The organism is Pseudomonas vanderleydeniana (genome assembly GCF_014268755.2).
Taxonomy (GTDB): domain Bacteria; phylum Pseudomonadota; class Gammaproteobacteria; order Pseudomonadales; family Pseudomonadaceae; genus Aquipseudomonas; species Aquipseudomonas vanderleydeniana.
The window spans coordinates 5,310,018-5,333,875 of the sequence record NZ_CP077093.1; the positions used below are offsets into that span (position 1 = coordinate 5,310,018).

Consider the following 23,858-nt stretch of genomic DNA (forward strand, 5'->3'; position numbering starts at 1 on the left):
CGCGCGCAAATTTAAGCTGACACGCGCGCCCAAGCAAGCGCTTGGGGCAAACTCACGAACAGGGTTTACAAACCAAGCGCTTGCTTGGTAGCCTCATCCTACCCCTTTTGGAGATCGTGCGGATGAACAGAACGGTTCGTGTCGGTTGTGCCAGCGCCTTCTGGGGCGATACCTCCACCGCCGCCCGACCGCTGGTGGAGCGCGGCAGGCTGGATTACCTGGTGTTCGACTACCTGGCCGAGATCACCCTGTCGATCCTGGCCGGGGCCCGCATGAAGGATCCCCAGGCCGGCTACGCCACGGACTTCGTCGAAGTCCTCGAGCCCCTGCTTGGGGACATCGCCCGACAGGGAATCCGCGTGATCAGCAACGCCGGCGGGGTCAATCCGCAGGCCTGCGCCGCCGCCCTGCAACAGGCCTGCGACAAGGCCGGGGTAGCCCTGAAGATCGCCGTGCTGCAAGGCGACGACTTGCAACCCAAGTCCCGGCAACTGGCCGCCGACGGCATCCGGGAAATGTTCAGCGGCGCGCCCCTGCCGCCGATGTGTGTCTCCATCAATGCCTACCTGGGTGCCCCGGGTATCGTCGAGGCGCTACGCCTGGGTGCCGATATCGTGATCACCGGGCGGGTGGTGGACAGTGCGGTGGTCAGTGCTGCCCTGGTACACGAGTTCGGCTGGGCCTGGGACGACTACGACAAGCTGGCCCAGGCCGCGCTGGCCGGCCATATCATCGAATGCGGCGCACAGTGCACCGGCGGCAACTTCACCGATTGGCGCGACGTGCCCGACTACGAACACATCGGTTTTCCCATCGTCGAGGTCAGCGCCGACGGCGGTTTTCTCGTGAGCAAGCCGGAAGGCTCCGGCGGGCTGGTTTCACCGCTGAGCGTCGGCGAACAACTGCTGTACGAAATCGGCGACCCACGGGCCTATCGGCTGCCGGACGTGATCTGCGACTTCACCCGGGTGAGCCTGGTCCGGCAGGGTGAAAATATCGTCGCCGTGGAGGGTGCCCGTGGCCTGCCCCCCACCGGGCAATACAAGGTCAGTGCCACCTGGCCCGACGGTTTCCGCTGTACCGCCAGTTGCCTGATCGCCGGCATCGACGCCGTGGACAAGGCCCGGCGCGTCAGCCAGGCGATCATCGACAAGACCTCGGAGATGTTCCGCGTACGTGGTTGGGCACCCTACACTGAAGTGGACATTGAACTGCTGGGTAGCGAAGCCAGCTACGGGCCCCACGGACGACGCCAGGACAGCCGCGAAGTGGTGATCAAGCTCGCCGTGCGCCACCCCAGCAAACAGGCACTGATCCTGTTCTCCCGGGAAATCGCCCAGGCCGCCACGGGGATGGCCCCCGGCCTGACCGGAATCGTCGGCGGCCGGCCGACGGTGTACCCGCTGATCCGGCTGTTTTCGTTCCTGATCGAGAAGGAAGCCTGCGCGCTCGGCGTACGTTTCGGCGAACAGACCTCCCCCTGCGCCCTGCCCGTGCTGCCGGCCTTTGACCCGGAGAGGATTGCCGAGGACGCCCAACCTCCCCTGCCACAAGGCACTCCCGAGACCAGCGTGCCACTGGTCAAACTGGCGGTGGCCCGCTCCGGTGACAAGGGCAACCACAGCAACATCGGCGTCATGGCCCGACGCCCGGAATACCTGCCATGGATCGCCGCAGCGCTGACCCCGGCGGCCGTCGCCGACTGGATGGGCCATGTGCTCGATCCACAGCTGGGGCGCGTCGAGCGCTGGTACCTGCCGGGCAGCCACAGCCTGAACTTCCTGCTGGAAAATGCCCTGGGTGGTGGCGGTGTCGCCAGCCTGCGCATCGATCCACAGGGCAAGGCCTTCGCCCAGCAACTGCTGGAATTTCCCATCGACCTGCCACAACAGCTTGCCGACCAACTTGCCTGAGGGACCGTGACCGTGGCCTATGCTTCCGTGTTCAAACCCGATCTGTTCAACGGCCAGACGATCCTGGTCACCGGTGGCGGCAGCGGTATCGGCCGCTGCACCGCCCATGAACTGGCAGCCCTCGGCGCCCATGTGCTGCTGGTGGGACGCAAGGCGGAGAAACTGCAACGGGTCGCCGACGAAATCGCCGAGGACGGCGGCCGCGCGGCCTGGCGCTGCTGCGACATTCGCGACGAGGACGCGGTGAAACCGTTGGTTGCCGAACTGCTCGCCGAGCATGGTCCCATCCACGGACTGGTCAACAACGCCGGCGGCCAGTATCCAGCTCCCCTGGCGTCGATCAACCAGAAAGGCTTCGAAACCGTCATGCGCACCAATCTGGTCGGCGGTTTCCTGGTGGCCCGGGAGGTCTTCAACCAGTCCATGAGCCGCCATGGCGGCAGCATCGTCAACATGCTCGCCGACATGTGGGGCGGCATGCCCGGCATGGGCCACTCCGGTGCCGCCCGCGCCGGCATGGACAATTTCACCAAGACCGCCGCCTTCGAGTGGGGGCACGCCGGGGTGCGGGTCAATGCCGTGGCACCGGGCTGGATCGCCTCCAGCGGCATGGACACCTACGAAGGTGCATTCAGGAAGGTCATTCCGACCTTGCGCGAGTACGTGCCACTCAAGCGCATCGGGACCGAGTCGGAAGTCAGCGCGGCGATCGTGTTCCTGCTCAGCCCGGCTGCCGCCTTCATCAGCGGCACCACCCTGCGCATCGACGGCGCGGCCAGCCTCGGCAGCCGTGCCTGGCCCCTGCAGCCGGCACGCAACAGCGAGTCATACAACGGTTTCCATCGGGCCTACCTGCCGGATGTGCTCAAGGACAAGGAGTGAATCATGCCGGTGATCGAATCCCAGCTCGACCGTCACAGTGCCGACTTCAGCCGGCATCGTGACGCCCTGCTCGCCAGTCTCGAACAGATCCGCCAGTTGGAGCAAAACCTGCTGGACAAGGCCGCGCAGGCCCATGACAAGTTCGCCCGCCGCGGACAGCTGCTGCCGCGTGAACGCCTGAACCTGCTGCTCGACCCCGGCGCACCGTTCCTCGAACTCGCCAGCCTGGCCGGCTACAAGCTGCATGACGACAAGGACGGCAGCCAGGCCGGCGGCGGGCTGATCGCCGGGATCGGCTATGTGTCCGGCGTACGCCTGCTGGTGGTGGCCAACAACAGTGCGATCAAGGGCGGGACCATTTCCCCCAGCGGCCTCAAGAAGACCCTGCGCCTGCAACAGATCGCCATGGAAAACCGGCTGCCGATCATCACCCTGGCCGAAAGCGGCGGCGCCAACCTCAACTATGCGGCGGAAATCTTCGTCGAGGGCGCGCGCTGCTTCGCCAACCAGGCCCGGATGTCCGCCATGGGCCTGCCGCAGATCACCGTGGTCCACGGCTCGGCGACCGCCGGCGGCGCCTACCAGCCGGGGCTGTCGGACTACGTGGTGGTGGTGCGAGGCAAGGCCAAGCTGTTCCTCGCCGGGCCACCGCTGCTCAAGGCCGCCACCGGCGAGATCGCCACCGACGAGGAACTCGGTGGTGCCGAGATGCATGCCCAGGTGGCCGGGACGGCCGAGTACCTGGCCGAGGATGACGCCGACGGCATTCGCCTGGCGCGCGAGATCGTCGCCGCACTGCCCTGGAACGCCCGACTGCCGCCGGTGTCCGTGCCGGCCTTCGCCGAACCGCTCTACCCGATCGACGACCTGCTGGGGCTGGTTCCCGACGACCCGAAAAAACCCTATGACGTCCGCGAGATCCTCGCCCGCCTGGCCGATGGCTCGCGGTTCCTGGAGTTCAAGGGCGAGTTCGACCCGCAGACCGTCTGCGGCCACCTGCAGATCCAGGGACGCCCCTGCGGGGTGATCGGCAACAATGGCCCGATCACCCCGCGCGGCGCAAGCAAGGCGGCGCAGTTCATACAATTGTGCGACCAGGGCCAGACGCCGCTACTGTTCCTGCACAACACCACCGGCTTCATGGTCGGCACCGAATCCGAACAGCAGGGGGTGATCAAGCATGGCGCGAAGATGATCCAGGCGGTAGCGAACGCCCGGGTGCCCAAGCTGACCCTGGTCGTCGGCGGTTCCTACGGCGCTGGCAACTACGCCATGTGCGGTCGCGGCCTCGACCCGCGCTTCATCTTCGCCTGGCCCAACAGCCGTACCGCCGTGATGGGCGGGGCCCAGGCCGGCAAGGTGCTGCGGATCGTCACCGAAGCCCGACAGATCAAGGACGGCCAGGCCGTCGAGGAAAAGATGCTCGACATGCTCGAACAGATGACTGCGCAGAAACTCGACAGCCAGTCCACTGCCCTCTATGGCACCGCCAACCTGTGGGACGACGGCCTGGTCGACCCACGCGACAGCCGCACACTGCTGGGCTATCTGCTGGATATCTGCCACGAGGCCGAGGTGCGGCCATTGCAGGCCAACAGCTTTGGCGTGGCACGCTTCTAAACGATCACAGGAGAACAACAACAATGATCTTCACCCAGGAACATGAAGCGTTGCGCCGTACCGTCCGCCAGTTCGTCGAGCATGAGATCAACCCGCATGTCGAGGAATGGGAAAAGGCCGGGCGCTTTCCGATCCACGAGATCTTTCGCAAGGCCGGCGAACTGGGCCTGCTGGGCATTTCCAAGCCGGAGCAGTTCGGCGGCATGGGCCTGGACTACAGCTATTCGATCGTCGCCGCCGAAGAGTTCGGTACCGTGCATTGCGGCGGGATCCCCATGTCCATCGGCGTGCAGACCGACATGTGCACCCCGGCCCTGGCCCGCTTCGGCTCCGATGAGCTGCGCGAGGAATTCCTCCGGCCGGCGATCAGCGGCGAACAGGTCGGCTGCATCGGCGTCTCCGAGGTCGGCGCCGGCTCCGACGTCGCCGGGCTCAAGACCCATGCGCGCAAGGACGGCGACGACTACGTGATCAATGGCAGCAAGATGTGGATCACCAACTCGCCGAGCGCCGACTTCATCTGCCTGCTGGCCAACACCTCGGACGACAAGCCGCATGTGAACAAGTCGCTGATCATGGTGCCGATGAACAGCCCCGGCATCAGCCTCAGCCCGCACCTGGACAAGCTCGGCATGCGCAGTTCGGAAACCGCCCAGGTATTCTTCGACAACGTGCGCGTGCCGCAACGCAACCGCATCGGCCAGGAAGGTGCCGGGTTCATGATGCAGATGCTGCAGTTCCAGGAGGAACGGCTGTTCGGCGCGGCGAACATGATCAAGGGCCTGGAGTACTGCGTCGACAGCACCATCGCCTACTGCCGCGAGCGTCGGACGTTCGGCAGCCCGCTGATCGACAACCAGGTGGTCCACTTCCGCCTCGCCGAACTGTCCACCGAGATCGAGTGCCTGCGGGCGCTGGTCTACCAGGCCACCGAGCAGTACATCAAGGGACGTGACGTCACCCGCCTGGCGTCGATGGCCAAGCTCAAGGCCGGGCGGCTGGGCCGTGAGGTCACCGACAGTTGCCTGCAATACTGGGGCGGCATGGGCTTCATGTGGGACAACCCGGTGTCGCGCGCCTATCGCGACGTACGCCTGGTGTCGATCGGCGGCGGTGCCGACGAAATCATGCTGGGCATCATCTGCAAGCTGATGGGCATCCTGCCGGGGAAAAAGTCATGAGCGCCGTGCCCGACTGCCAGACACTGCGCCTGGAAACTCGCGACGGCATCCTGTGGATAACCCTCGACCGACCGGACAGCCGCAATGCGATGAGCCTGCACATGGTCGACGAACTGCGCCGCGTACTGGCCGCGGTACACGAGGATCGCGCCATACGCGCACTGGTGCTGCGCGGGAGCGGCGGCCACTTCTGCGCCGGCGGCGACATCAAGGACATGGCCCAGGCCCGTGCTCAGGGCACACAGGCCTATGAAGAGCTGAACCGGGCCTTCGGATCCCTGCTGGAGGAGGTCCAGCACCAGCCGCAAGTGGTGATCGCGGTACTGGAGGGAGCGGTGCTGGGCGGCGGGTTTGGCCTGGCCTGTGTCAGCGATATCGCGCTGGCCGCCCACGACGCCCGGTTCGGCCTGCCGGAGACCAGCCTCGGCCTGCTGCCCGCGCAGATTGCGCCGTTCGTGGTCCGGCGTATCGGCTTGACCCAGGCCCGGCGCCTGGCCTTGACCGCGGCGCGATTCGATGGCGACGAGGCGATGCGCTTGGGGCTGGTGCATTTTGTCGAACGCGATGCCCAGGGGTTGGAGGAGCGCCTTGCTGAAGTGCTGGCCCAGGTGCTGCGCTGTGCGCCGGGAGCCAACGCAGTGACCAAGGCCCTGCTGTTGGATGAACAACCGCTGGGGCCACTGCTCGATCAGGCGGCGCGCTGGTTCGCCGAGGCGGTGACCGGGGCGGAGGGCGTCGAGGGGACGCTGGCCTTCGTACAGAAGCGCGAGCCGCGGTGGGCCGGCTGACGTCTTCGCGGGCAAGCCCCGCTCCTACAGGACCCAGGCGTACCACAGAGCCGTATATGACGCCGATCCTGCAGGAGGTGGCTTGCCCGCGAAAAGGGCCGAACTTTCAACACTGAACAAAAGGACCGTCGCCATGCCCGCCTTCAACAAGATCCTGATCGCCAACCGCGGTGAAATCGCCTGCCGGGTCATCCGCACCGCCCGCGCCCAGGGCTATCGAACCGTCGCCGTCTACAGCCAGGCCGATGCCGATGCCCGCCACGTGCAACTGGCCGACGAAGCCGTGTGCATCGGTGCCCCGCAGGTCGCCGAGTCCTACCTCAACAGCCCGGCCCTGCTCGACGCCGCCCGCCGTTGCGGGGCCGACGCGATCCACCCCGGCTACGGTTTTCTCTCGGAGAATGCCGACTTCGCGCGGGCCTGCCAGCATGCCGGAATCACTTTCATCGGTCCCAGTCCCGAAGCCATCGAGCTGATGGGCAGCAAGCGCCAGTCGAAGATCGCCATGCTCGCCGCCGGCGTGCCCTGCATCGACGGCTATCAGGGTGCCGAGCAGGACGACGACGCCCTCATTCACGAGGCACAGCGAATCGGCTACCCGCTGATGATCAAGGCCAGCGCCGGCGGCGGCGGGCGCGGCATGCGCCTGGTCCATGAGCCCGAACAACTGGCCGAGCAGTTGCGTACCGCCCGCTCCGAGGCACTGCACGCCTTCGGCAGCGACGAACTGATCCTCGAACAGGCGCTGATCGAACCACGCCATGTGGAGATCCAGCTGTTCGGCGACAGCCATGGCAACCTGCTGTACCTGGGCGAACGCGACTGCTCGATCCAGCGCCGCCACCAGAAGATCGTCGAGGAGGCCCCCTGCCCGGTCATGACCGCCGAGCTGCGCCAGGCCATGGGCGAGGCGGCCTTGCAGGCCGGGCGGGCGGTGAGCTACGTCGGCGCCGGGACCGTCGAGTTCCTGCTGGATGCCGGCGGCCGCTTCTACTTCCTGGAAATGAACACCCGGCTGCAAGTGGAGCACCCGGTCACCGAGCTGATCACCGGGCTGGACCTGGTGGCCTGGCAGCTCGACGTCGCGGCGGGCCTGCCGCTGCCTCTGCGCCAGGAACAGGTCAGGCTGCAGGGACATGCCATCGAAGTGCGCCTGTACGCCGAGGACCCGACTCACGGTTTCCTGCCACAGACCGGCCAGGTACTCGGCTGGGAACCTGCACTATCGGAAGGTGTACGGATCGATCACGGCCTGGTCGAAGGGCAGTCGGTCAGCCCGTTCTACGACCCGCTGCTGGGCAAGCTGATCGCCCATGGCGCTACCCGCGAGGAAGCCCGACGCCGGTTGTTGCGCACGGTGGAGGATGGCGTGTTGCTGGGCCTGGAAAGCAACCAGCGCCTGCTGGCGAACCTGCTGCGTCATCCGTTGTTCGCTGCCGGCACCTTCAGCACTGCGTTCATCGCCGAGCACTTCAGCGCCGACCCGAGCCTGCAACCCTATCAGCCAACAAGCGGCGACCTGGCCCTGGCCGCCGCGCTGTTCTACCAGGCCGGCGCCAGCCGCCACGACACCGGGCTCGCCGGCTGGCGCAACAACGTCGCGGTCCCCCGCCACTATCGGTTGGCATGGGGCGAAAATACGATCGACCTGCAATTGCTCGCCCAACCCGACGCAGCACTGCGGGTCAGTCACGGCGAACAGCAGGTCGACGTCCAATTGCTGGAGTGCGACGGCCGCTGGGTCACGGCGCAGATCGACGGCGTGCGCCGGCGCCATGCCTATCGGCTGGACGGCGAACAGCTCTGGCTGTTCACCCGTCCGGGCAACCTGTTGCTGCGGGACCTGAGCCTGGCGGCGACACAGGGCCAGGCCACGGTGAGCTCGGGCACGGTCAAGGCACCCATGGACGGGGCGATCGTCGATGTGCTGGTCAGCGAAGGCAGCGAGGTGCGCAAGGGCCAGCTGTTGATGGTGCTGGAGGCGATGAAGATGGAGCACCCGCTGAAGGCCGGTATTGACGGCGTGGTCCGAAAGGTCCAGGCCAACCGCGGGGATCAGGTTAAAAACCGGCAGATTCTGTTGGTGGTTGAATGAGCAACTAGGCGGATTCCTCGGCATTGGCTACGCTTGACGCGGACTAGGATGCTGTCTTCGGAGCTTGAGATGCCCCACTGGCTGGTGATTGATCTGGAAGCCACGACGGATGATGGGGGCTGGCCGCTGGCGGAGATGGAAATCATCGAAATCGGTGCCACCCTGGTCAATCGCGAGGGCCGGGAGCTGGACCACTTCCAGCGTTTTGTACGACCGTTGCGTCGACCGTTGCTGACGACCTTCTGCCGCGAGCTGACGCACATCAGCCAGGCCAACATCGACGCCGCTGCGCCCCTGGCCGAGGTCTGGGAGGCCTTCGAGCGCTGGCTCGGCCAGCATCAGGCACGGCTGGAGGGCTGGGCCAGCTGGGGCGACTACGATCGCCGGCAACTGGAACAGGACTGGCGGCAACTGCAAGTGACCAGCCTGTTGAGCGGGGTGCCGCATGCCAACCTCAAGCAGCGCTTCGCCAAGGCGCGCAAGTTGCAGAAACCACTGGGGCTCAACGGTGCCTTGCAACTGGCGGGGCTGCAGTTCAGCGGGCAACAGCATCGGGCGCTGGAGGATGCGCGTAATACTGCGCGGCTGCTGCCATTGATTCTGCCGGTTTGAGGAGAATGGCCGCCGTTGCCGGTTCGCCGGCAAGCCCGGCGCCTACAGGAGCGCGATGTGCTCCGATCGGATCGGCAGCAGGTGACGGCAGCAGGCGGCTTGGGCATACTGGCCGGCCCAATTTTTCAGCTCATTTCGAGGAATCGCCCATGTTTAAAGTCAACGAGTACTTCGACGGCACCGTCAAGTCGATTGCCTTCGCACAAGCCGAAGGCGCGGCCACCATCGGCGTCATGGCTCCGGGCGAATACGAGTTCGGCACCGCCCAGCGCGAAATCATGCACGTGGTTTCCGGCGCCCTGACCGTCAAACTGCCAGGCAGCAGCGAGTGGGAAACCTTCGCCAGCGGCAGCCAGTTCAACGTGCCGGCCGACAGCAAGTTCCAGCTGAAAGTCGCCGTGGAAACCGCCTACCTGTGCGAATACCGCTGAGTTCCGGCGAGCAGTACCGAAACGGCGCCCAAGGGCGCCGTTTTTCATGGGATTCGAATCACGGCGTCGCCATCACGCCCGGCTCCATGCCCCGGGCATTGAATTGCAACGCCGCCAGGCGCGCATACAGCGGATTGCTGGCGATCAGCTCGGCATGCGTGCCGATCGCCACCAGCCGCCCCTGATCCATCACCGCGATTCGGTCGGCGTTCTGCACCGTGGCCAGGCGATGGGCGATCACCAGCGTGGTACGGCCCTGCATCAGGCTCGGTAGCGCCTGCTGGATCAGGTGCTCGCTCTGCGCATCGAGGGCGCTGGTGGCCTCGTCCAGCAGCAGGATCGGCGCATCCACCAGCAATGCCCGGGCAATCGCCAGGCGCTGGCGCTGGCCACCGGACAGGCCGAGGCCGGCATCGCCCAGGTGGGTCTGGTAACCCTGGGGCATGCGCATGATGAAGTCGTGGGCATGGGCGATCCGCGCCGCCTCACGGACCTGCTCGTCGCTCGCCGTCGGGTTGCCGTAGCGGATGTTCTCCTCGACGCTGCCAAAGAACAGCGCCGGGCTCTGCGAAACCAGGGCGAAGCAACGGCGCAGGTCCAGCGGGTCGAGCTGGGTCAGCGGCTGGCCGTCGAGCAGCAGGCGCCCCTGCTGCGGGTCGTAGAAACGCAGCAGCAGGTCGAACAGGGTCGACTTGCCCGCCCCCGAGGGGCCGACCAGGGCCAGGGTTTCGCCGGCTCTGACACTCAGGTCGAGGCCGTCGATGGCATGGCTGTCCGGACGCGACGGATAGCTGAAGCGCAGGTTCTCCAGCACCAGGTTGCCCGCGACCCGTGCGGCCAGGCGCACGCCACCGTCGGCCGGGGCGGTGATGGCATTGCTCGACTGCAGCAGTTCGCCAATCCGCTCGGCAGCGCCGGCCGCTCGCTGCAGCTCGCCGATGACCTCGCTGAGGGTACCGAAGGCACTGCCGACGATCAGGCTGTAGAACACGAAAGCCGCCAGTTCGCCGCCGGAAATCCTTCCGGCGATCACATCCATGCCACCGACCCAGAGCATAACGCCCACTGCGCCGAGCACCAGCACGATCACCAGGGTGATCAGCCAGGCACGCTGGACGATGCGCTGGCGGGCAGTCTGGAAGGCTTGCTCGACAGTCGTGGCGAAACGCTGCTCGTCCTGTACCTGGTGGTTATAGGCCTGCACGGTCTTGATCTGGCCCAGGGTTTCGGAGACATAGCTGCCGACATCGGCAATGCGGTCCTGGCTCTGCCGCGACAGGCTGCGAACCCGGCGACCGAAGATCAGGATCGGCGCCAGCACCAACGGCAAGGCGATCACCACGATGCTGGTCAGCTTGGGGTTGGTGATGAACAGCAGCACCACGCCACCGAGCACCATCAACGCATTGCGCAGGAACAACGACAACGACGAACCGATCACCGATTGCAGCAGGGTGGTGTCGGCGGTCAGCCGCGACTGGATTTCCGAACTGCGGTTGTTCTCGTAGAAACCGGGATGCAGGTAGATCAGGTGGTTGAACACCTGGCGACGGATATCGGCCACCACCCGCTCGCCGATCCACGACACCAGGTAGAAGCGCGTAAAGGTGCCAACCGCCAGGCCCAGCACCAGCAGCAGGAACAGCCCGATGGACTGGTTGAGCAGGTGTGGCGACTGGGTCATGAAGCCCTTGTCCACCAGCAGGCGGATACCCTGGCCCATGGACAGGGTGATGCCGGCGGTGACGATCAGCGCCAGCAGCGCGGCGACCGCCTGCCAGCGATAAGGAGCGACGAACTGGCTGGCCAGGCGCATGGCCCGGCGTTGACGAGCAGAAAGCATGGGGTCGAATCCGTTGTGCGATGGACAGAGCCTACACCCAAGTCCGAGTGAACTTTCGTGAAACGCAATCAGTCAGGTTAATTATGACCGGTAACACTAGGTCCTAGAGATTATCGGTCTAACGCATGACTGGCAGGAAAGCGTGCTTTCTGTTGCACTGAAACCACGCGGCCCGCTGTTGTCGACTGTGTCACAGCCTGGTCATGCCGCGGATATAAACTCGATAAGCACCTGATGAGGAGACAGGCCATGGACTTGCAACACAGCACTAACCAGATCCCGGTGATTCGTCATCCCAAGCCCGAGGCACTGGGCTGTGCGATTATCGACGCGGCAGGACGCGAAGTCCCGATCACCGAGGAAATGATCCAGAACGCTTGCCGTGAACTGGAACAGCGATTGGTCAAGCCTGCGCAGCAAGACTGAGAGCCCGAACTCTTTTTATCGACCCGGCCCTGATGCCGGGTTTTTTCTGCCTGTGGGATGCATGGGTTGTGGGAGCAGGATTCATCCGCGAAGAGGCCCTGATGATCGCTAAAAGCTTCGCGGATAAATCCTGCTCCCACGGGGTGGTCAGACGAGCACGGCGCCCAGTGCCAGCACCATCCGCCGCAATGGCTCGGAATCACCGTTGATCTTCACCGCCAGCCCCTCGATCTCACGGCGCTCCGGGTAGTGCTTGCGCAGTTGGTCGAATGCCGCCCGCTGTTCGGCGACGCTGCCGACCAGGCTACGGCGGAAGTCCGCATCATCGCGGCGTGGGTCGTACACCGCCCGGCAGATCATCGCCATGGCCCAGGCCGGATCGCTGCTGGCGTCGAGGGTGACTTGCGCCAGGCCCGGTGGGGGCAGCAGGTCCTCCAGGCGGACCACCGGCTCCTGGCCGCTGAAGGCGCAGTAGGCCTGGTAGATCTGCGCCGTGCCACGTTGCTTGCCGTCCAGGCTGTAGCCGCCGATATGCGGCGAACCGAGCACGCAGAGCGCGGCCAGCTCGACATCGACCTCCGGCTCGGCTTCCCAGACGTCGAGTGCCGCCTGCAGGTCCTCACGGTCCAGCAGCACCTCGCGCAGGGCCACATTGTCCACCACTGGCCCCCGGGCGGCGTTGATCAGCCAGGCCCCCGGACGCAGCCGCTGCAGTCGCTCGCGATCGAGCAAGTGCCAGGTCGCCAGGTCGCCGGAACGGGTCAGCGGGGTATGCAGGCTGATCACGTCGCACTGTTCGAGGATCTGCTCCAGGTCGACATAATCGCCACCTTCGGCCGCCTGGCGCGGCGGGTCGCAGACCAGCACCTTCCAGCCCAGGCCACGCAGGACCTTGACCAGGCGCCCACCGACCTCGCCGGCGCCAATCACGCCATAGGTTCGCCGGGCCAGCTCGACGCCCTCGATTTCCGCCAGGGTCAGCAGGCAGCCCAGCACGTAGTCGACCACGCCGCGGGCGTTGCAGCCAGGGGCGCTGGACCATTGGATGCCGGCTTCGTCGAAGTACTCGAGGTCCAGGTGATCGGTGCCGATGGTGCAGGTCCCGACGAAGCGCACCCGGCTGCCTTCGAGCAGTTCGCGGCTGACCGGGGTCACCGAACGCACCAGCAGCACATCGGCCTCGGCCACTGCCGCGCGGTCGATGGCACGTCCCGGATAACGGCGGATCTCGCCGAAACCGGCAAAGAACGCATCGATCAGGGGAATATTCTCGTCGGCAACAATCAGCATGGCGGGCTCCTTTGGCAGGCCGGCAGTTTGGCGCAGATCGCCCGCCGCCACCAGTCGGCCAGCGATCATCGGCAAAGAAAATCCAGGCGCGCGGCCCGCGCCGTTACAAATGCGCTACAGAGGAGATTTCCTGACCGTTGCGTCAGGGCGTAAGATCCGTCGCTTTCCCCGCAATACTTGGATACATCACTGGTGAACACCGTTACCCCTCCTGCCGACGCCCCTGCCCTCGGCCGCCCGGCGCGCGTCCTGCTGGAAATGCGCAACCTGCTGGGACTGGCCCTGCCGATCATCATTGCCCAGCTGGCCCACACCGCCATGGGCTTCGTCGATGCGGTGATGGCCGGCCGTGTCGGCCCGCGGGACCTGGCCGCGGTAGCGCTGGGCAACTCGATCTGGGTGCCGGTGTTCCTGCTGATGACCGGCATCCTGCTCGCCACCACGCCCAAGGTCGCCCAGCGCTACGGCGCCGGGACCCCGGAGCAGATCGGCCCGATCGTGCGCCAGGCCCTGTGGCTGGCACTGGTAGTCGGCCTCGGCGCGGGCGTGATCCTGTACAACGCCGAGCCGATCCTGCACCTGATGAAGGTCGACCCGCAACTGATCGGGCCGTGCATGGACTATCTGCGCGGGATCGGCACCGGCCTGCCGACGGTGGCGCTCTACCATGTCCTGCGCTGCTGCAGCGACGGCATGGGCCGTACCCGACCGAGCATGGTCCTGGGGTTGTGCGGGCTGGCGCTGAACATTCCGCTGAACTACGTGTTCATCTACGGCCACCTCGGCGTGCCGGCACTGGGTGGCCCCGGCTGCGGCTGGGCCACGGCGATCGTGATGTGGGTGATGCTGCTGGGCATGGCCGGCTGGGTACGCTGGGCCAAGGTCTACCAGCCCAGCCAGGTGTTCAGCCGTTTCGACTGGCCGCAGTGGTCGGTGATCAAGCGCCTGCTGGGCATCGGACTGCCGATCGGGATCGCGGTGTTCGCCGAGTCGAGCATCTTCGCGGTGATCGCCCTGCTGATCGGCAGCCTCGGTGCCCACGTGGTGGCCGGGCACCAGATCGCCCTGAACATCAGTTCGCTGGTATTCATGGTGCCCTATTCCCTGGGCATGGCGATCACCGTCCGCGTCGGCCAGGCCCTGGGCCGCGAGCAACCGCGCGAGGCGCGTTTCACCGCCGGGGTCGGCGTCGCCACGGCTCTGGCCTACGGCTGCCTGTCGGCGAGCCTGATGCTGTTGTTCCGTGAACACATCGCGAGCATCTACACCCGCGATCCGGTGGTGATCCAGGTGGCGACCATGCTGATCGTGTACTCGGCGCTGTTCCAGTTCTCGGACGTGATCCAGGTGACCGCCGCCGGCGCGTTGCGCGGCTACCAGGACACCCGGGTGACGATGATCCTGACCCTGTTCGCCTACTGGGGCATCGGCCTGCCGGTGGGCTACGCCCTGGGGCTGACCGACTGGTTCGGCGCGCCGAGCGGCCCGAGCGGCTTGTGGCAAGGGCTGATCGTCGGGCTGTCGTGTGCGGCGCTGATGCTGTCGATCCGCCTGGCGCGCAGTTCGCGCAGGCGGATCAGGATGAGCCGGGGGTAATGGGTGAAAGGCCGATCACTCGGCCTTCTTGCGAATCCAGTACAGGTAGGTACCGGCCTCTTCCCGCTGCTCCACCAGTTCATGGTCGAGGAACACGCAGAACTTGGGGATGTCACGGCGGGTCGACGGGTCGGTGGCGATCACCTTGAGCAGGCCGCCCGGCTGCAGGTCGCGGATGTGCTGGTGCAACATCATCACCGGCTCCGGGCAGTTGAGACCGGTGGCGTCGAGGGTGCCGTCAACGTTGGGATCGTAGGGCTGGGTCATTCTTCACTCCTGAAACCGATTCGGCATTATCGCGGCTTTTTCACGTCCAGTCGACGCAGGTGGCAGGTCACTTCCTCGCGGTCGTGATACAGCTGCTTGCAGCCGACCGCCACCTTGATCCCCCGCGCCTTGAAACCTTCCTCGATACGATCCAGCAGGCGCCGGACCTCGGCATAACGCTGCTTCATCGGCAACTTGAGGTTGACCACCGCCTCCCGGCAATGCCCCTCGCCGACCCAGCTTTCCAGCATGGCGGCGGTGCGTGCCGGCTTCTCGACGATGTCGCAGACCATCCAGTCCACCGGCTGCTTCGGCTTGTAGGTGAAACCGTCGGCCATCAGGTGCTGGACCAGCCCGGTGTCCATCAGGCTTTCGGCCATCGGGCCGTTGTCGATGGCGGTCACCAGCATGCCGCGGTTGACCAGTTGCCAGGTCCAGCCACCGGGCGCCGCGCCGAGATCGACGCCGGTCATGTCGCCATTCAGGCGCTCTTCCCACTGGTCACGTGGGATGAAGTGGTGCCAGGCCTCTTCCAGCTTGAGGGTCGAACGGCTCGGGGCATCCTTGGGGAACTTGAGCCGTGGAATGCCCATCGGCCACATTGCCGAGTTACCGGCGTCGGCCATGCCGAGGAACACTTCCCGGCCGCTCTTGAAGGTCAGCAGCAGGCGTGGCTTGCCGGCGTCCTCCACCAGCCGGCCGGCCTTGGTCAGGGCCTTGCGCAGCGGCGCCTCGAACTTCTTGCAGAAATTCGACAGTTCCTTGCCATCGTTGGTGTCGAGCACTTCCAGCCAGAGGCTGCCGCACACCGGATACTCCGCCAGGTGTTCCAGGATCACGCTGATCCGGTCGGTTTCCGGCAGGTCGAGGAAGCGGCCACGGGCCCACTGGCGCGGGAAGATCAGTTCGGCAAAGCGCAGGCCGGCCATCAGCCGGGCCGCGCCGGCGTCATCGCCACAGACGAATTCGGCGCAGGCGCTGTTCGGCTTGGCCTTGGCATAGCCGGGCACATCGAGGTACGCGGCGTGCTCGGCGATCTCGGAGCAGACTTCGCCTTCGAAGCCGGGCCGGCAATGCATGAAGAGGGTGTTCAATTCGATTCTCCTGGGTGTCGACAGCTACCCTGCAGGAGCCTGTCAAAAACCCGCGCATGATAGCCGAGTTCGGAACCTTGGACTCCCCCATAGAGTCCAGTGATTAGCCAGATCACTCGAACAGGGCTAGATTCAAGGCTCTGCTTGTACCACCCGGCCCGTGCCGTGCGGGCCTCAAGGAGTCGTTTCATGTCATCTCTCGATAGCCTGAAAACCCTTAGAACCCTGCAAGTAGGCGCCAAGACCTACCACTACTTCAGCTTGCCGGAAGCCGCACGCACGCTCGGCGACCTCGACAAGCTGCCGATGTCGCTCAAGGTGCTGCTGGAAAACCTGCTGCGCTGGGAAGACGGCAAGACCGTCACCGACGCCGACCTCAAGGCCCTCGCCGCCTGGCTGCAGACACGCGGTTCCGACCGGGAAATCCAGTACCGCCCGGCCCGGGTGCTGATGCAGGACTTCACCGGCGTGCCGGCGGTGGTCGACCTGGCCGCCATGCGCGCCGCCGTGGCCAAGGCCGGCGGTGACCCGCAGCGCATCAACCCGCTGTCACCGGTGGACCTGGTGATCGACCATTCGGTGATGGTCGACAAGTTCGCCAGCGCCGCAGCCTTCGGCGAGAACGTCGACATCGAGATGCAACGCAACGGCGAGCGCTACGCCTTCCTGCGCTGGGGCCAGAACGCCTTCGACAACTTCAGCGTGGTGCCACCGGGCACCGGGATCTGCCACCAGGTCAACCTCGAATACCTGGGGCGCACGGTCTGGACCCGCGACGAGGACGGCCGCACCTACGCCTTCCCCGACACCCTGGTCGGCACCGACTCGCACACCACCATGATCAACGGCCTCGGCGTACTCGGCTGGGGTGTCGGCGGCATCGAGGCGGAAGCGGCGATGCTCGGCCAGCCGGTGTCGATGCTGATTCCCGAGGTGATCGGCTTCAAGCTGACCGGCAAGCTCAAGGAAGGCATCACCGCCACCGACCTGGTGCTGACGGTCACCCAGATGCTGCGCAAGAAGGGCGTGGTCGGCAAGTTCGTCGAGTTCTACGGCGACGGCCTGGCCGAACTGCCGCTGGCGGACCGCGCGACCATCGCCAACATGGCCCCGGAATACGGCGCCACCTGTGGTTTCTTTCCGGTCGACGAGGTCACCCTGCAATACCTGCGCCTGTCCGGCCGTCCCGCCGCCACCGTGGACCTGGTGGAGGCCTACAGCAAGGCCCAGGGCCTGTGGCGCCTGCCGGGCCAGGAACCGCTGTTCAGCGATAGCCTGGAGCTGGACATGGGCAGTGTCGAGGCCAGCCTGGCCGGGCCGAAACGTCCGCAGGACCGGGTGCCGCTGCCCAAGGTCGCACAGGCCTTCAGCGACTTCGTCGGCCTGCAGCTCAAACCCGCCAGCAAGGAGGAAGGCCGCCTGGAAAGCGAGGGCGGCGGCGGCGTGGCGGTCGGCAATGCCGACCTGGTCGGTGGGGTGGACTACAGCTACGAAGGCCAGACTCACCGCCTGAAGGACGGCGCGGTGGTGATCGCCGCCATCACCTCCTGCACCAACACCTCCAACCCCAGCGTCATGATGGCCGCCGGGCTGCTGGCGAAAAAGGCCGTGGAAAAGGGCCTCAAGCGCCAGCCTTGGGTCAAGAGCTCGCTGGCCCCCGGTTCCAAGGTGGTCACCGACTACTATCAGGCGGCCGGCCTGAGCCGCTACCTCGACGAGCTGGGCTTCGCTCTGGTCGGTTATGGCTGCACCACCTGCATCGGCAACTCGGGGCCTTTGCCGGAGCCGATCGAGAAAGCCATCCAGCAATCGGACCTGACCGTGGCCTCGGTGCTCTCGGGCAACCGCAACTTCGAGGGCCGGGTGCACCCACTGGTCAAGACCAACTGGCTGGCCTCGCCACCGCTGGTGGTGGCCTACGCCCTGGCCGGCAGCGTCCGTATCGACCTGAGCCAGGAACCACTGGGTACCGGCAGCGATGGCCAGCCGGTGTACCTGCGCGATATCTGGCCGAGCCAGAAGGAGATCGCCGACGCCGTGGCCCGGGTCGACACCGCGATGTTCCACAAGGAGTATGCCGAGGTGTTCGCCGGTGACGCCCAATGGCAGGCGATCAAGGTGCCGCAGGCCGCCACCTATGCCTGGCAGCCGGACTCGACCTACATCCAGCACCCGCCGTTCTTCGACGACATCGCCGGCCCGCTGCCGGTGATCGAGGATATCCGGGATACGCGAGTGCTGGCACTGCTGGGCGATTCGGTGACCACCGACCACATCTCCCCCGCCGGCAACATCAAGGTCGACAGCCCGGCCGGACGCTACTTGCGCGAACAGGGCGTGGAGCCGAGGGATTTCAATTCCTACGGTTCACGTCGCGGCAACCATGAAGTGATGATGCGCGGCACTTTCGCCAACATCCGTATCCGCAACGAGATGCTTGGCGGCGAGGAAGGCGGCAATACCCTGCACGTGCCCTCGGGGGAAAAGCTGGCGATCTACGATGCTGCCATGCGCTACCAGGCAGAAGGCACGCCCCTGGTGGTGATCGCCGGCCAGGAGTACGGCACCGGCTCCAGCCGCGACTGGGCCGCCAAGGGCACCAACCTGTTGGGGGTCAGGGCCGTGATCGCCGAGAGTTTCGAGCGTATCCACCGTTCCAACCTGGTGGGCATGGGTGTGCTGCCGCTGCAGTTCCCGGCCGGACAGAACCGCAAGAGCCTGCAACTGACCGGCAAGGAGACCCTGGACATCGAGGGCCTGGGCGGCGTCGAACTGCAACCGCGGATGAAGCTCACCCTGGTCATCAAGGATGAGCAGGGCAACTCACGCAAGGTCGAGGTGCTGTGCCGCATCGATACGCTCAATGAGGTCGAGTACTTCAAGTCGGGGGGCATCCTGCATTATGTGCTGCGACAACTGATCGCCGCCTGAGGACAGCGACGGCAACATCTGGAAAAACACTGGCCTGGCCAGTGTTTTTTCATTGGTCAGGGAGACTGGGGGTCGGGTTATCATGCACCGCCCTGACCGCCTGTATAGACAAGGAGTTGCATGTCCGCCCTGCCCTGGCCTTATCTGGCCCTGCTTTCCCTGGGTTATGCGCTGGCCTTGAGTGTCGGCCAACTGGGCCTGCCCAGCCTGTTCGCCTTCGCCCTGCTGCTGGTCAGTGCCGCCGCCGCCCTGCAGCCCCGCAGCCGCGTGGGTCGTTATCTGGGCCACGGCCTGTTCGTGCTGACGGCCATTGCCCTGGCCCTGCACTGGCTGCCGGGCTTCCAGAACGGCCGGGTGATCGCCGCCACGCGCCTGACTGCCGATGCCGTGCCCTTCACGATGTACCTCAATCTGGACAAGCCGCTGATCGGCTTCTGGCTGCTGCTGGTCTGTCCCTGGCTGGTCAACCGCCACTCACCGGGGCGCGTGCTGGTCAGCGCCACCAGCGCCTGGGCCATGACCGCGCTGCTCGCCCTGGGCAGCGCCTGCCTGTTGGGCATCGTCGACTGGGCGCCGAAATGGCCCGAACAGAGCGGGTGGTGGCTGTTGAACAACCTGCTGCTGGTGAGCCTGGTCGAAGAGGTGCTGTTCCGGGGTTACATTCAGGGCGGCCTGAGCCGCTGCCTCCGGTCATTGCCACGGGGGCAAACCCTGGCCTTGCTGGGCGCCTCGCTGACCTTCGGGCTGGCGCACGTCGGTGCGGGCTGGCAGTGGGTGCTGCTGGCGACACTGGCCGGTGTCGGCTATGGTCTGGCCTATCGCTTCGGCGGACTGGCCGCGGCCATCCTGGCCCATGTCGCGCTTAATACCGTGCACTTCGTATTCTTTACTTATCCGATGTTGCAACCGTGATAACAAGAACGAAAGTACCAACTGGTACTTTTGTTCTATAAAAGCCGGGCGAGCGGCTGAACTCGTTAATTTCCGGCGTGTTCGACTCGTATTCAAGGACGAGTGCGAGTACGCAAGAGCCAAATATGAAACGGTCATGAAAGTTGAAAAATATATTTAACATTTCCCCTGTCATGCCGAAAACCTGTCAAAGCCTTGCGGATTGAAAAACCATGCGTAATAACCAACCCATTACCCAACGTGAACGCACCTTTCCCGCTCAGCAACGGTTGATTTCCACTACCAATGCCAAAGGCGTGATCACCTACTGCAACGACGCCTTCGTCGAAATCAGTGGGTTCTCCCGTGACGAACTGATCGGTTCCCCGCACAACCTGGTGCGGCATCCGGACGTTCCGACGGCGGTGTTTGCGCACATGTGGAACACTCTGAAACAAGGCCTGCCATGGATGGGCATTGTCAAGAATCGCTGCAAGAGCGGTGACCATTACTGGGTCAACGCCTATGTCACCCCCGTCTTTGAAGGCAGCCAGGTGGTTGGCTACGAATCGGTGCGGGTCAAGCCGACCGCCGAGCAGGTCCGCCGGGCCGAGGCGCTGTACCAGCGCATCAACCAGGGCAAGACAGCGATTCCGCGCCGGGACAAGTGGCTGCCGATCGTGCAGGACTGGCTGCCGTTCATCCTGGTCAGCCAGGTCAGTTTCCTGATCGGCGTCTGGCTCAATTCCCACTGGGGCTTCGGCCTCGCCGCCCTGGTGTCGGTACCGCTCGGCCTGCTTGGCCTGAGCTGGCAGCAACGTGGCCTCAAGCGCCTGCTGCGCCTGGCCGAGCAGACCACCTCGGACCCGCTGATCGCCCAGATGTACACCGACAGCCGCGGTGCCCAGGCCCGCCTGGAGATGTCGATCCTCAGCCAGGAAGCGCGCCTGAAAACCTGCCTGACCCGTCTGCAGGATACCGCCGAGCACCTCAACGCCCAGGCCCGGCAGTCCGACGACCTGGCGCAGAAGAGCTCCAGCGGCCTCGACCGCCAGCGCCAGGAAACCGAACAGGTGGCGACCGCCGTCAACCAGATGGCGGCCACCACCCAGGAAGTCGCCAGCCATGTCCAGCGCACGGCCGACGCCACCCAGGAAGCCAACCGCCTGACCAGCCGCGGCCGCGACATTGCCGGGGAAACCCGCGAAGCCATCGAGCGACTGTCGGTGGTGGTCGGTGAAACCGGCGGTACCGTGACCCAACTGGCCAAGGACAGCGACGAGATCGGTGGCGTGGTCGATGTGATCAAGGGTATCGCCGACCAGACCAACCTGCTGGCGCTGAACGCCGCCATCGAAGCGGCACGCGCCGGGGAGATGGGCCGTGGCTTCGCGGTGGTCGCCGACGAGGTGCGCCAACTGGCGCAACGCACCAGCGAGTCCACCGGACAGATCCATGCGCTGATCGCCAAGCTGCAGCAGACCGCCAACAACGCCGTGCAAACCATGGACGCTGGCCATCGCCAGGCCCAGGAAGGCGTGGCACGGGTGCTGGAGGCCGACGCGGCGCTGGTGGGTATCAGCGAGGCAGTGGCCAACATCACCGACATGACCACCCAGATCGCCGCCGCCACTGAAGAGCAGAGCTCGGTGGCCGAGGAGATCAGCCGCAACATCAGCACCATCGCGCAACTGGCGGACCAGACCTCGGAGCAGGCGCACAACTCGGCGCAACTGAGCGAGGAACTGACCCACACGGCGCATACGCAATACTCGCTGGTGGAGCGTTTCAACCGCTGAGTTCAACGCGCGTAGAACAAACCCGATGACCGCCAGGCATCGGGTTTTTTATTGCCTGAAAAACAAACTTTTCCTGCTTGAAAGTAAGAAGTTTCCGCAAAAAATAAAACTTTAAACTTACAGAAAACAAGAACAACAAACAAAAAACCCAAAGCTCTTGACAACACCCGAGACTTAATATTCGTTGAGTACTTGGCAATATATCGCACAGTCAGCAAACACCCATTCAGACTTGAATGCCTTACTTGCCAAGAACACACGCATCGGCGCATAACTCTCAAAAACCTGTAACGCGTCTGATCGTGGGAAATGCCTGACAACACTCAATCAGATAAAAGGATTATCCTAATGAAGGACTTGGAGATTCAAAAACCGCAAACTTCACTACAAGCCCCCGTCGTTGCAGTAGCGGCTCCAGAGGATGGCCTGCTGCAGGTTGCCGCACTGAGCCAACCTCTGGAAGTCACCATCACCCTGTGGAATTACCTTCAACCGGAAGAAACCTGTCAGTTGCTCTGGAATGGCGAGCTGGTAGGAACGCCCGTATCCATGGAGCCTTACCAGACTGGCGATCAAATTACATTACTCTTGCCGGAACAGTTACTATCGACAGAAGGTAAAAACAATCTGCAATACATCGCCGTCAACACCATCAATGCAGAATCGACTCTCTCGTACCCTACACAATTGATTATCGACCGCACCCCTGCTGGAGGTCAGCTACTTGCCGCCGTGATACTTCCGAGTATAGCCCTCGACGGCCTGACCAACAGCGAGTTGGTCGAGTTGGGAAACCAACTCACCGCCATTATCCCAGGCTACTTCGACATGAAATGGGGTGATGTCATACAAAGTTACTGGGGCGAACACGCGGGCCCCTCGCATACGGTCCAGGCCGATGAAGTGGGCACCGACAAGGTCCGGCTCAGCGTCGACCGCAACTTCCTCGAACAACTGGGCCATGGCGAATTCGCCGTCAGCTACAGCGTTCGAGACCGGGCCGGCAATATCTCGGTGCGTTCGCAGCCGGTGACGCTCAAACTGCAACTGCAGCACTTGCCGGCCAACCTGGCAGCCCCCGTGCCCCTGAAGATCGAGAATGGCCAGGTGCATGACCTGCACGCACGCCTGGGCGTAAAGATCGCCGTACCCACCTACGACCACGTTGCCATCGGTGACGAAATCCGCGTGCTGTGGAACGGTGAACCGGTCGGCGGCAAACGGATGATCAGTGCCCATGAACTGGGCAAGCCATTGCTGCTCAACGTCATGGTCACCTACCTGTCCATCTCCCGCCACGGCGATGGCCCAGCCCGGGTCAACTACCAGGTCTGCCGCAACGGCGAGATCTTCGTCTCCCCGGACCTGGCACTCGACGTTTTTTTGCAACTGCCCGGCCCCCAGGACCCGACTCCAAAGACCCTGGTCAACGAGGCCCTGGCCGTACCGGTGGTCAAGAGCAAGAACCCGACAGCCCAGAGCATGGACAACTACCTGGACGAAGACAGCGCGCACCTGTCCGCCGACGTCGTCATCGGCTGGCGCGACGCCTTCCGGGCCGGTGACCGGATCAACCTGTTCTGGGGCAAGGCGCAGCAGCCCCTGGTTCGTCCGATCAACCAGCAGGACGTCGACAGCGGCTGCTACCTGGTGATCAACGTGCCGAACAGCCTGATCGTCGAGCAGGGCTGCGGGGTGGATATCCGCGTGCAGTACACCGTGACCCGCGAAGACAATCCCAACACGTCCTACTCCCCCAAGCAGTTGGTCGCGGTGATCTTCCAGATCCAGTTGCCAGGCGGCGAGGAAGGGCTGATGGAGCCGGTGTTCAGTGGCGCCAGCGTGCTCAACGTGGTCGACCCGCGCAAGGACCCGGAAGGCACGGTGGTACACATCGCCCCGTACCGCAACATGAAAGAGGGTGACCGCATCCTCCTGCGTTTCTGCGGCTTCGATGCCCTCACGGGCGGCAACCCGATCGACAAGGCCAGCTACAGCAGCGAGCACGTGGTCACTGCTCGCGACCTGCGCTACGGCTACCGCTTCCGGGTACCACTGGCCCGCCTGATGGCGGTCGAGCACGGACGCGGTCGGGCCCATTACGAGGTCAGCAACAACCTGGGACGCTCCACCTCGCTGCCAGCGGACGTCTATATCTCGTCCCGGACTCCGGTCAAGGTACGCTGATCGTCACCCATG

Annotated in this window: 18 protein-coding genes; 14 read left to right on the plus strand and 4 right to left on the minus strand. The window is 64.7% G+C overall.

Features of this window, described 5'->3' with window-relative positions:
• The first annotated feature begins 122 nt into the window (after positions 1-122).
• The 8 genes from HU752_RS23670 to ppnP all read left to right on the plus strand — a co-directional run bounded on the left by HU752_RS23670 (position 123) and on the right by ppnP (position 9,522).
• Positions 123-1,913, plus strand: a complete 1,791-nt coding sequence (locus HU752_RS23670) for an acyclic terpene utilization AtuA family protein (protein ID WP_186681254.1) — start codon at positions 123-125, stop codon at positions 1,911-1,913.
• Between the two features lie 12 nt (positions 1,914-1,925).
• On the plus strand, positions 1,926-2,795 hold the full coding sequence (locus tag HU752_RS23675) for an SDR family oxidoreductase (RefSeq protein WP_186681256.1): 870 nt from the start codon (positions 1,926-1,928) through the stop codon (positions 2,793-2,795).
• A 3-nt stretch (positions 2,796-2,798) separates the two neighbouring features.
• Positions 2,799-4,415 (plus strand): geranyl-CoA carboxylase subunit beta, encoded by a 1,617-nt coding sequence (atuC, locus tag HU752_RS23680; RefSeq protein WP_186681258.1) that lies wholly within the window; start codon positions 2,799-2,801, stop codon positions 4,413-4,415.
• Positions 4,416-4,438: 23 nt separating this feature from the next.
• Positions 4,439-5,596: a citronellyl-CoA dehydrogenase gene (gene atuD, locus HU752_RS23685; protein ID WP_186681260.1), complete on the plus strand. Its 1,158-nt coding sequence runs from the start codon at positions 4,439-4,441 to the stop codon at positions 5,594-5,596.
• On the plus strand, positions 5,593-6,384 hold the full coding sequence (locus HU752_RS23690; RefSeq protein ID WP_186681262.1) for an enoyl-CoA hydratase/isomerase family protein: 792 nt from the start codon (positions 5,593-5,595) through the stop codon (positions 6,382-6,384). Before atuD ends, HU752_RS23690 begins: the two co-directional genes overlap by 4 nt.
• Positions 6,385-6,517: 133 nt before the next feature.
• Complete coding sequence (locus tag HU752_RS23695; protein ID WP_186681263.1) at positions 6,518-8,479, plus strand: acetyl/propionyl/methylcrotonyl-CoA carboxylase subunit alpha; 1,962 nt, start codon at positions 6,518-6,520, stop codon at positions 8,477-8,479.
• Between the two features lie 69 nt (positions 8,480-8,548).
• Positions 8,549-9,091, plus strand: coding sequence for a 3'-5' exonuclease (locus HU752_RS23700; RefSeq protein ID WP_186681265.1), 543 nt, complete (start codon positions 8,549-8,551; stop codon positions 9,089-9,091).
• 149 nt (positions 9,092-9,240) lie between these two features.
• Positions 9,241-9,522: a pyrimidine/purine nucleoside phosphorylase gene (gene ppnP, locus HU752_RS23705; RefSeq protein ID WP_017905599.1), complete on the plus strand. Its 282-nt coding sequence runs from the start codon at positions 9,241-9,243 to the stop codon at positions 9,520-9,522.
• 58 nt (positions 9,523-9,580) lie between these two features.
• On the opposite strand, the gene HU752_RS23710 is transcribed toward ppnP, so the two are convergent.
• On the minus strand, positions 9,581-11,365 hold the full coding sequence (locus HU752_RS23710) for an ABC transporter transmembrane domain-containing protein (RefSeq protein WP_186681267.1): 1,785 nt from the start codon (positions 11,363-11,365) through the stop codon (positions 9,581-9,583).
• A gap of 249 nt (positions 11,366-11,614) precedes the next feature.
• On the opposite strand from HU752_RS23710, the gene HU752_RS23715 reads away from it, so the two are divergent.
• A complete protein-coding gene (locus HU752_RS23715; protein ID WP_054060385.1) occupies positions 11,615-11,791 on the plus strand; it encodes a PA1571 family protein in 177 nt (58 codons plus the stop codon).
• 147 nt (positions 11,792-11,938) lie between these two features.
• Here HU752_RS23715 and pdxB read toward each other — a convergent pair whose 3' ends face one another.
• On the minus strand, positions 11,939-13,081 hold the full coding sequence (gene pdxB, locus HU752_RS23720) for a 4-phosphoerythronate dehydrogenase PdxB (protein WP_186681269.1): 1,143 nt from the start codon (positions 13,079-13,081) through the stop codon (positions 11,939-11,941).
• Between the two features lie 192 nt (positions 13,082-13,273).
• Between pdxB and HU752_RS23725 the strand changes: the two genes are divergently transcribed.
• The gene (locus HU752_RS23725) at positions 13,274-14,677 is read left to right on the plus strand and encodes an MATE family efflux transporter (protein WP_186681271.1); all 1,404 of its coding nucleotides are present in this window, start codon (positions 13,274-13,276) and stop codon (positions 14,675-14,677) included.
• A gap of 15 nt (positions 14,678-14,692) precedes the next feature.
• On the opposite strand, the gene tusA is transcribed toward HU752_RS23725, so the two are convergent.
• Both tusA and rlmM read right to left on the minus strand, forming a co-directional pair.
• On the minus strand, positions 14,693-14,944 hold the full coding sequence (gene tusA / locus HU752_RS23730) for a sulfurtransferase TusA (protein ID WP_017905604.1): 252 nt from the start codon (positions 14,942-14,944) through the stop codon (positions 14,693-14,695).
• Positions 14,945-14,970: 26 nt separating this feature from the next.
• Entirely contained in the window at positions 14,971-16,038 is a 1,068-nt protein-coding gene (gene rlmM / locus HU752_RS23735; RefSeq protein ID WP_186681272.1) for a 23S rRNA (cytidine(2498)-2'-O)-methyltransferase RlmM, read from the minus strand.
• 189 nt (positions 16,039-16,227) lie between these two features.
• Here rlmM and acnA point away from each other — a divergent pair, with 189 nt between their 5' ends.
• From acnA to HU752_RS23755, 4 genes are all read left to right on the plus strand, one after another.
• Positions 16,228-18,969: an aconitate hydratase AcnA gene (gene acnA, locus HU752_RS23740; protein ID WP_186681274.1), complete on the plus strand. Its 2,742-nt coding sequence runs from the start codon at positions 16,228-16,230 to the stop codon at positions 18,967-18,969.
• A 120-nt stretch (positions 18,970-19,089) separates the two neighbouring features.
• Positions 19,090-19,881: a CPBP family intramembrane glutamic endopeptidase gene (locus HU752_RS23745; RefSeq protein ID WP_186681276.1), complete on the plus strand. Its 792-nt coding sequence runs from the start codon at positions 19,090-19,092 to the stop codon at positions 19,879-19,881.
• 212 nt (positions 19,882-20,093) lie between these two features.
• A complete protein-coding gene (locus tag HU752_RS23750) occupies positions 20,094-21,659 on the plus strand; it encodes a methyl-accepting chemotaxis protein (protein WP_186681278.1) in 1,566 nt (521 codons plus the stop codon).
• 828 nt (positions 21,660-22,487) lie between these two features.
• Positions 22,488-23,846, plus strand: coding sequence for a hypothetical protein (locus HU752_RS23755; protein ID WP_225920064.1), 1,359 nt, complete (start codon positions 22,488-22,490; stop codon positions 23,844-23,846).
• Positions 23,847-23,858: the final 12 nt, after the last annotated feature.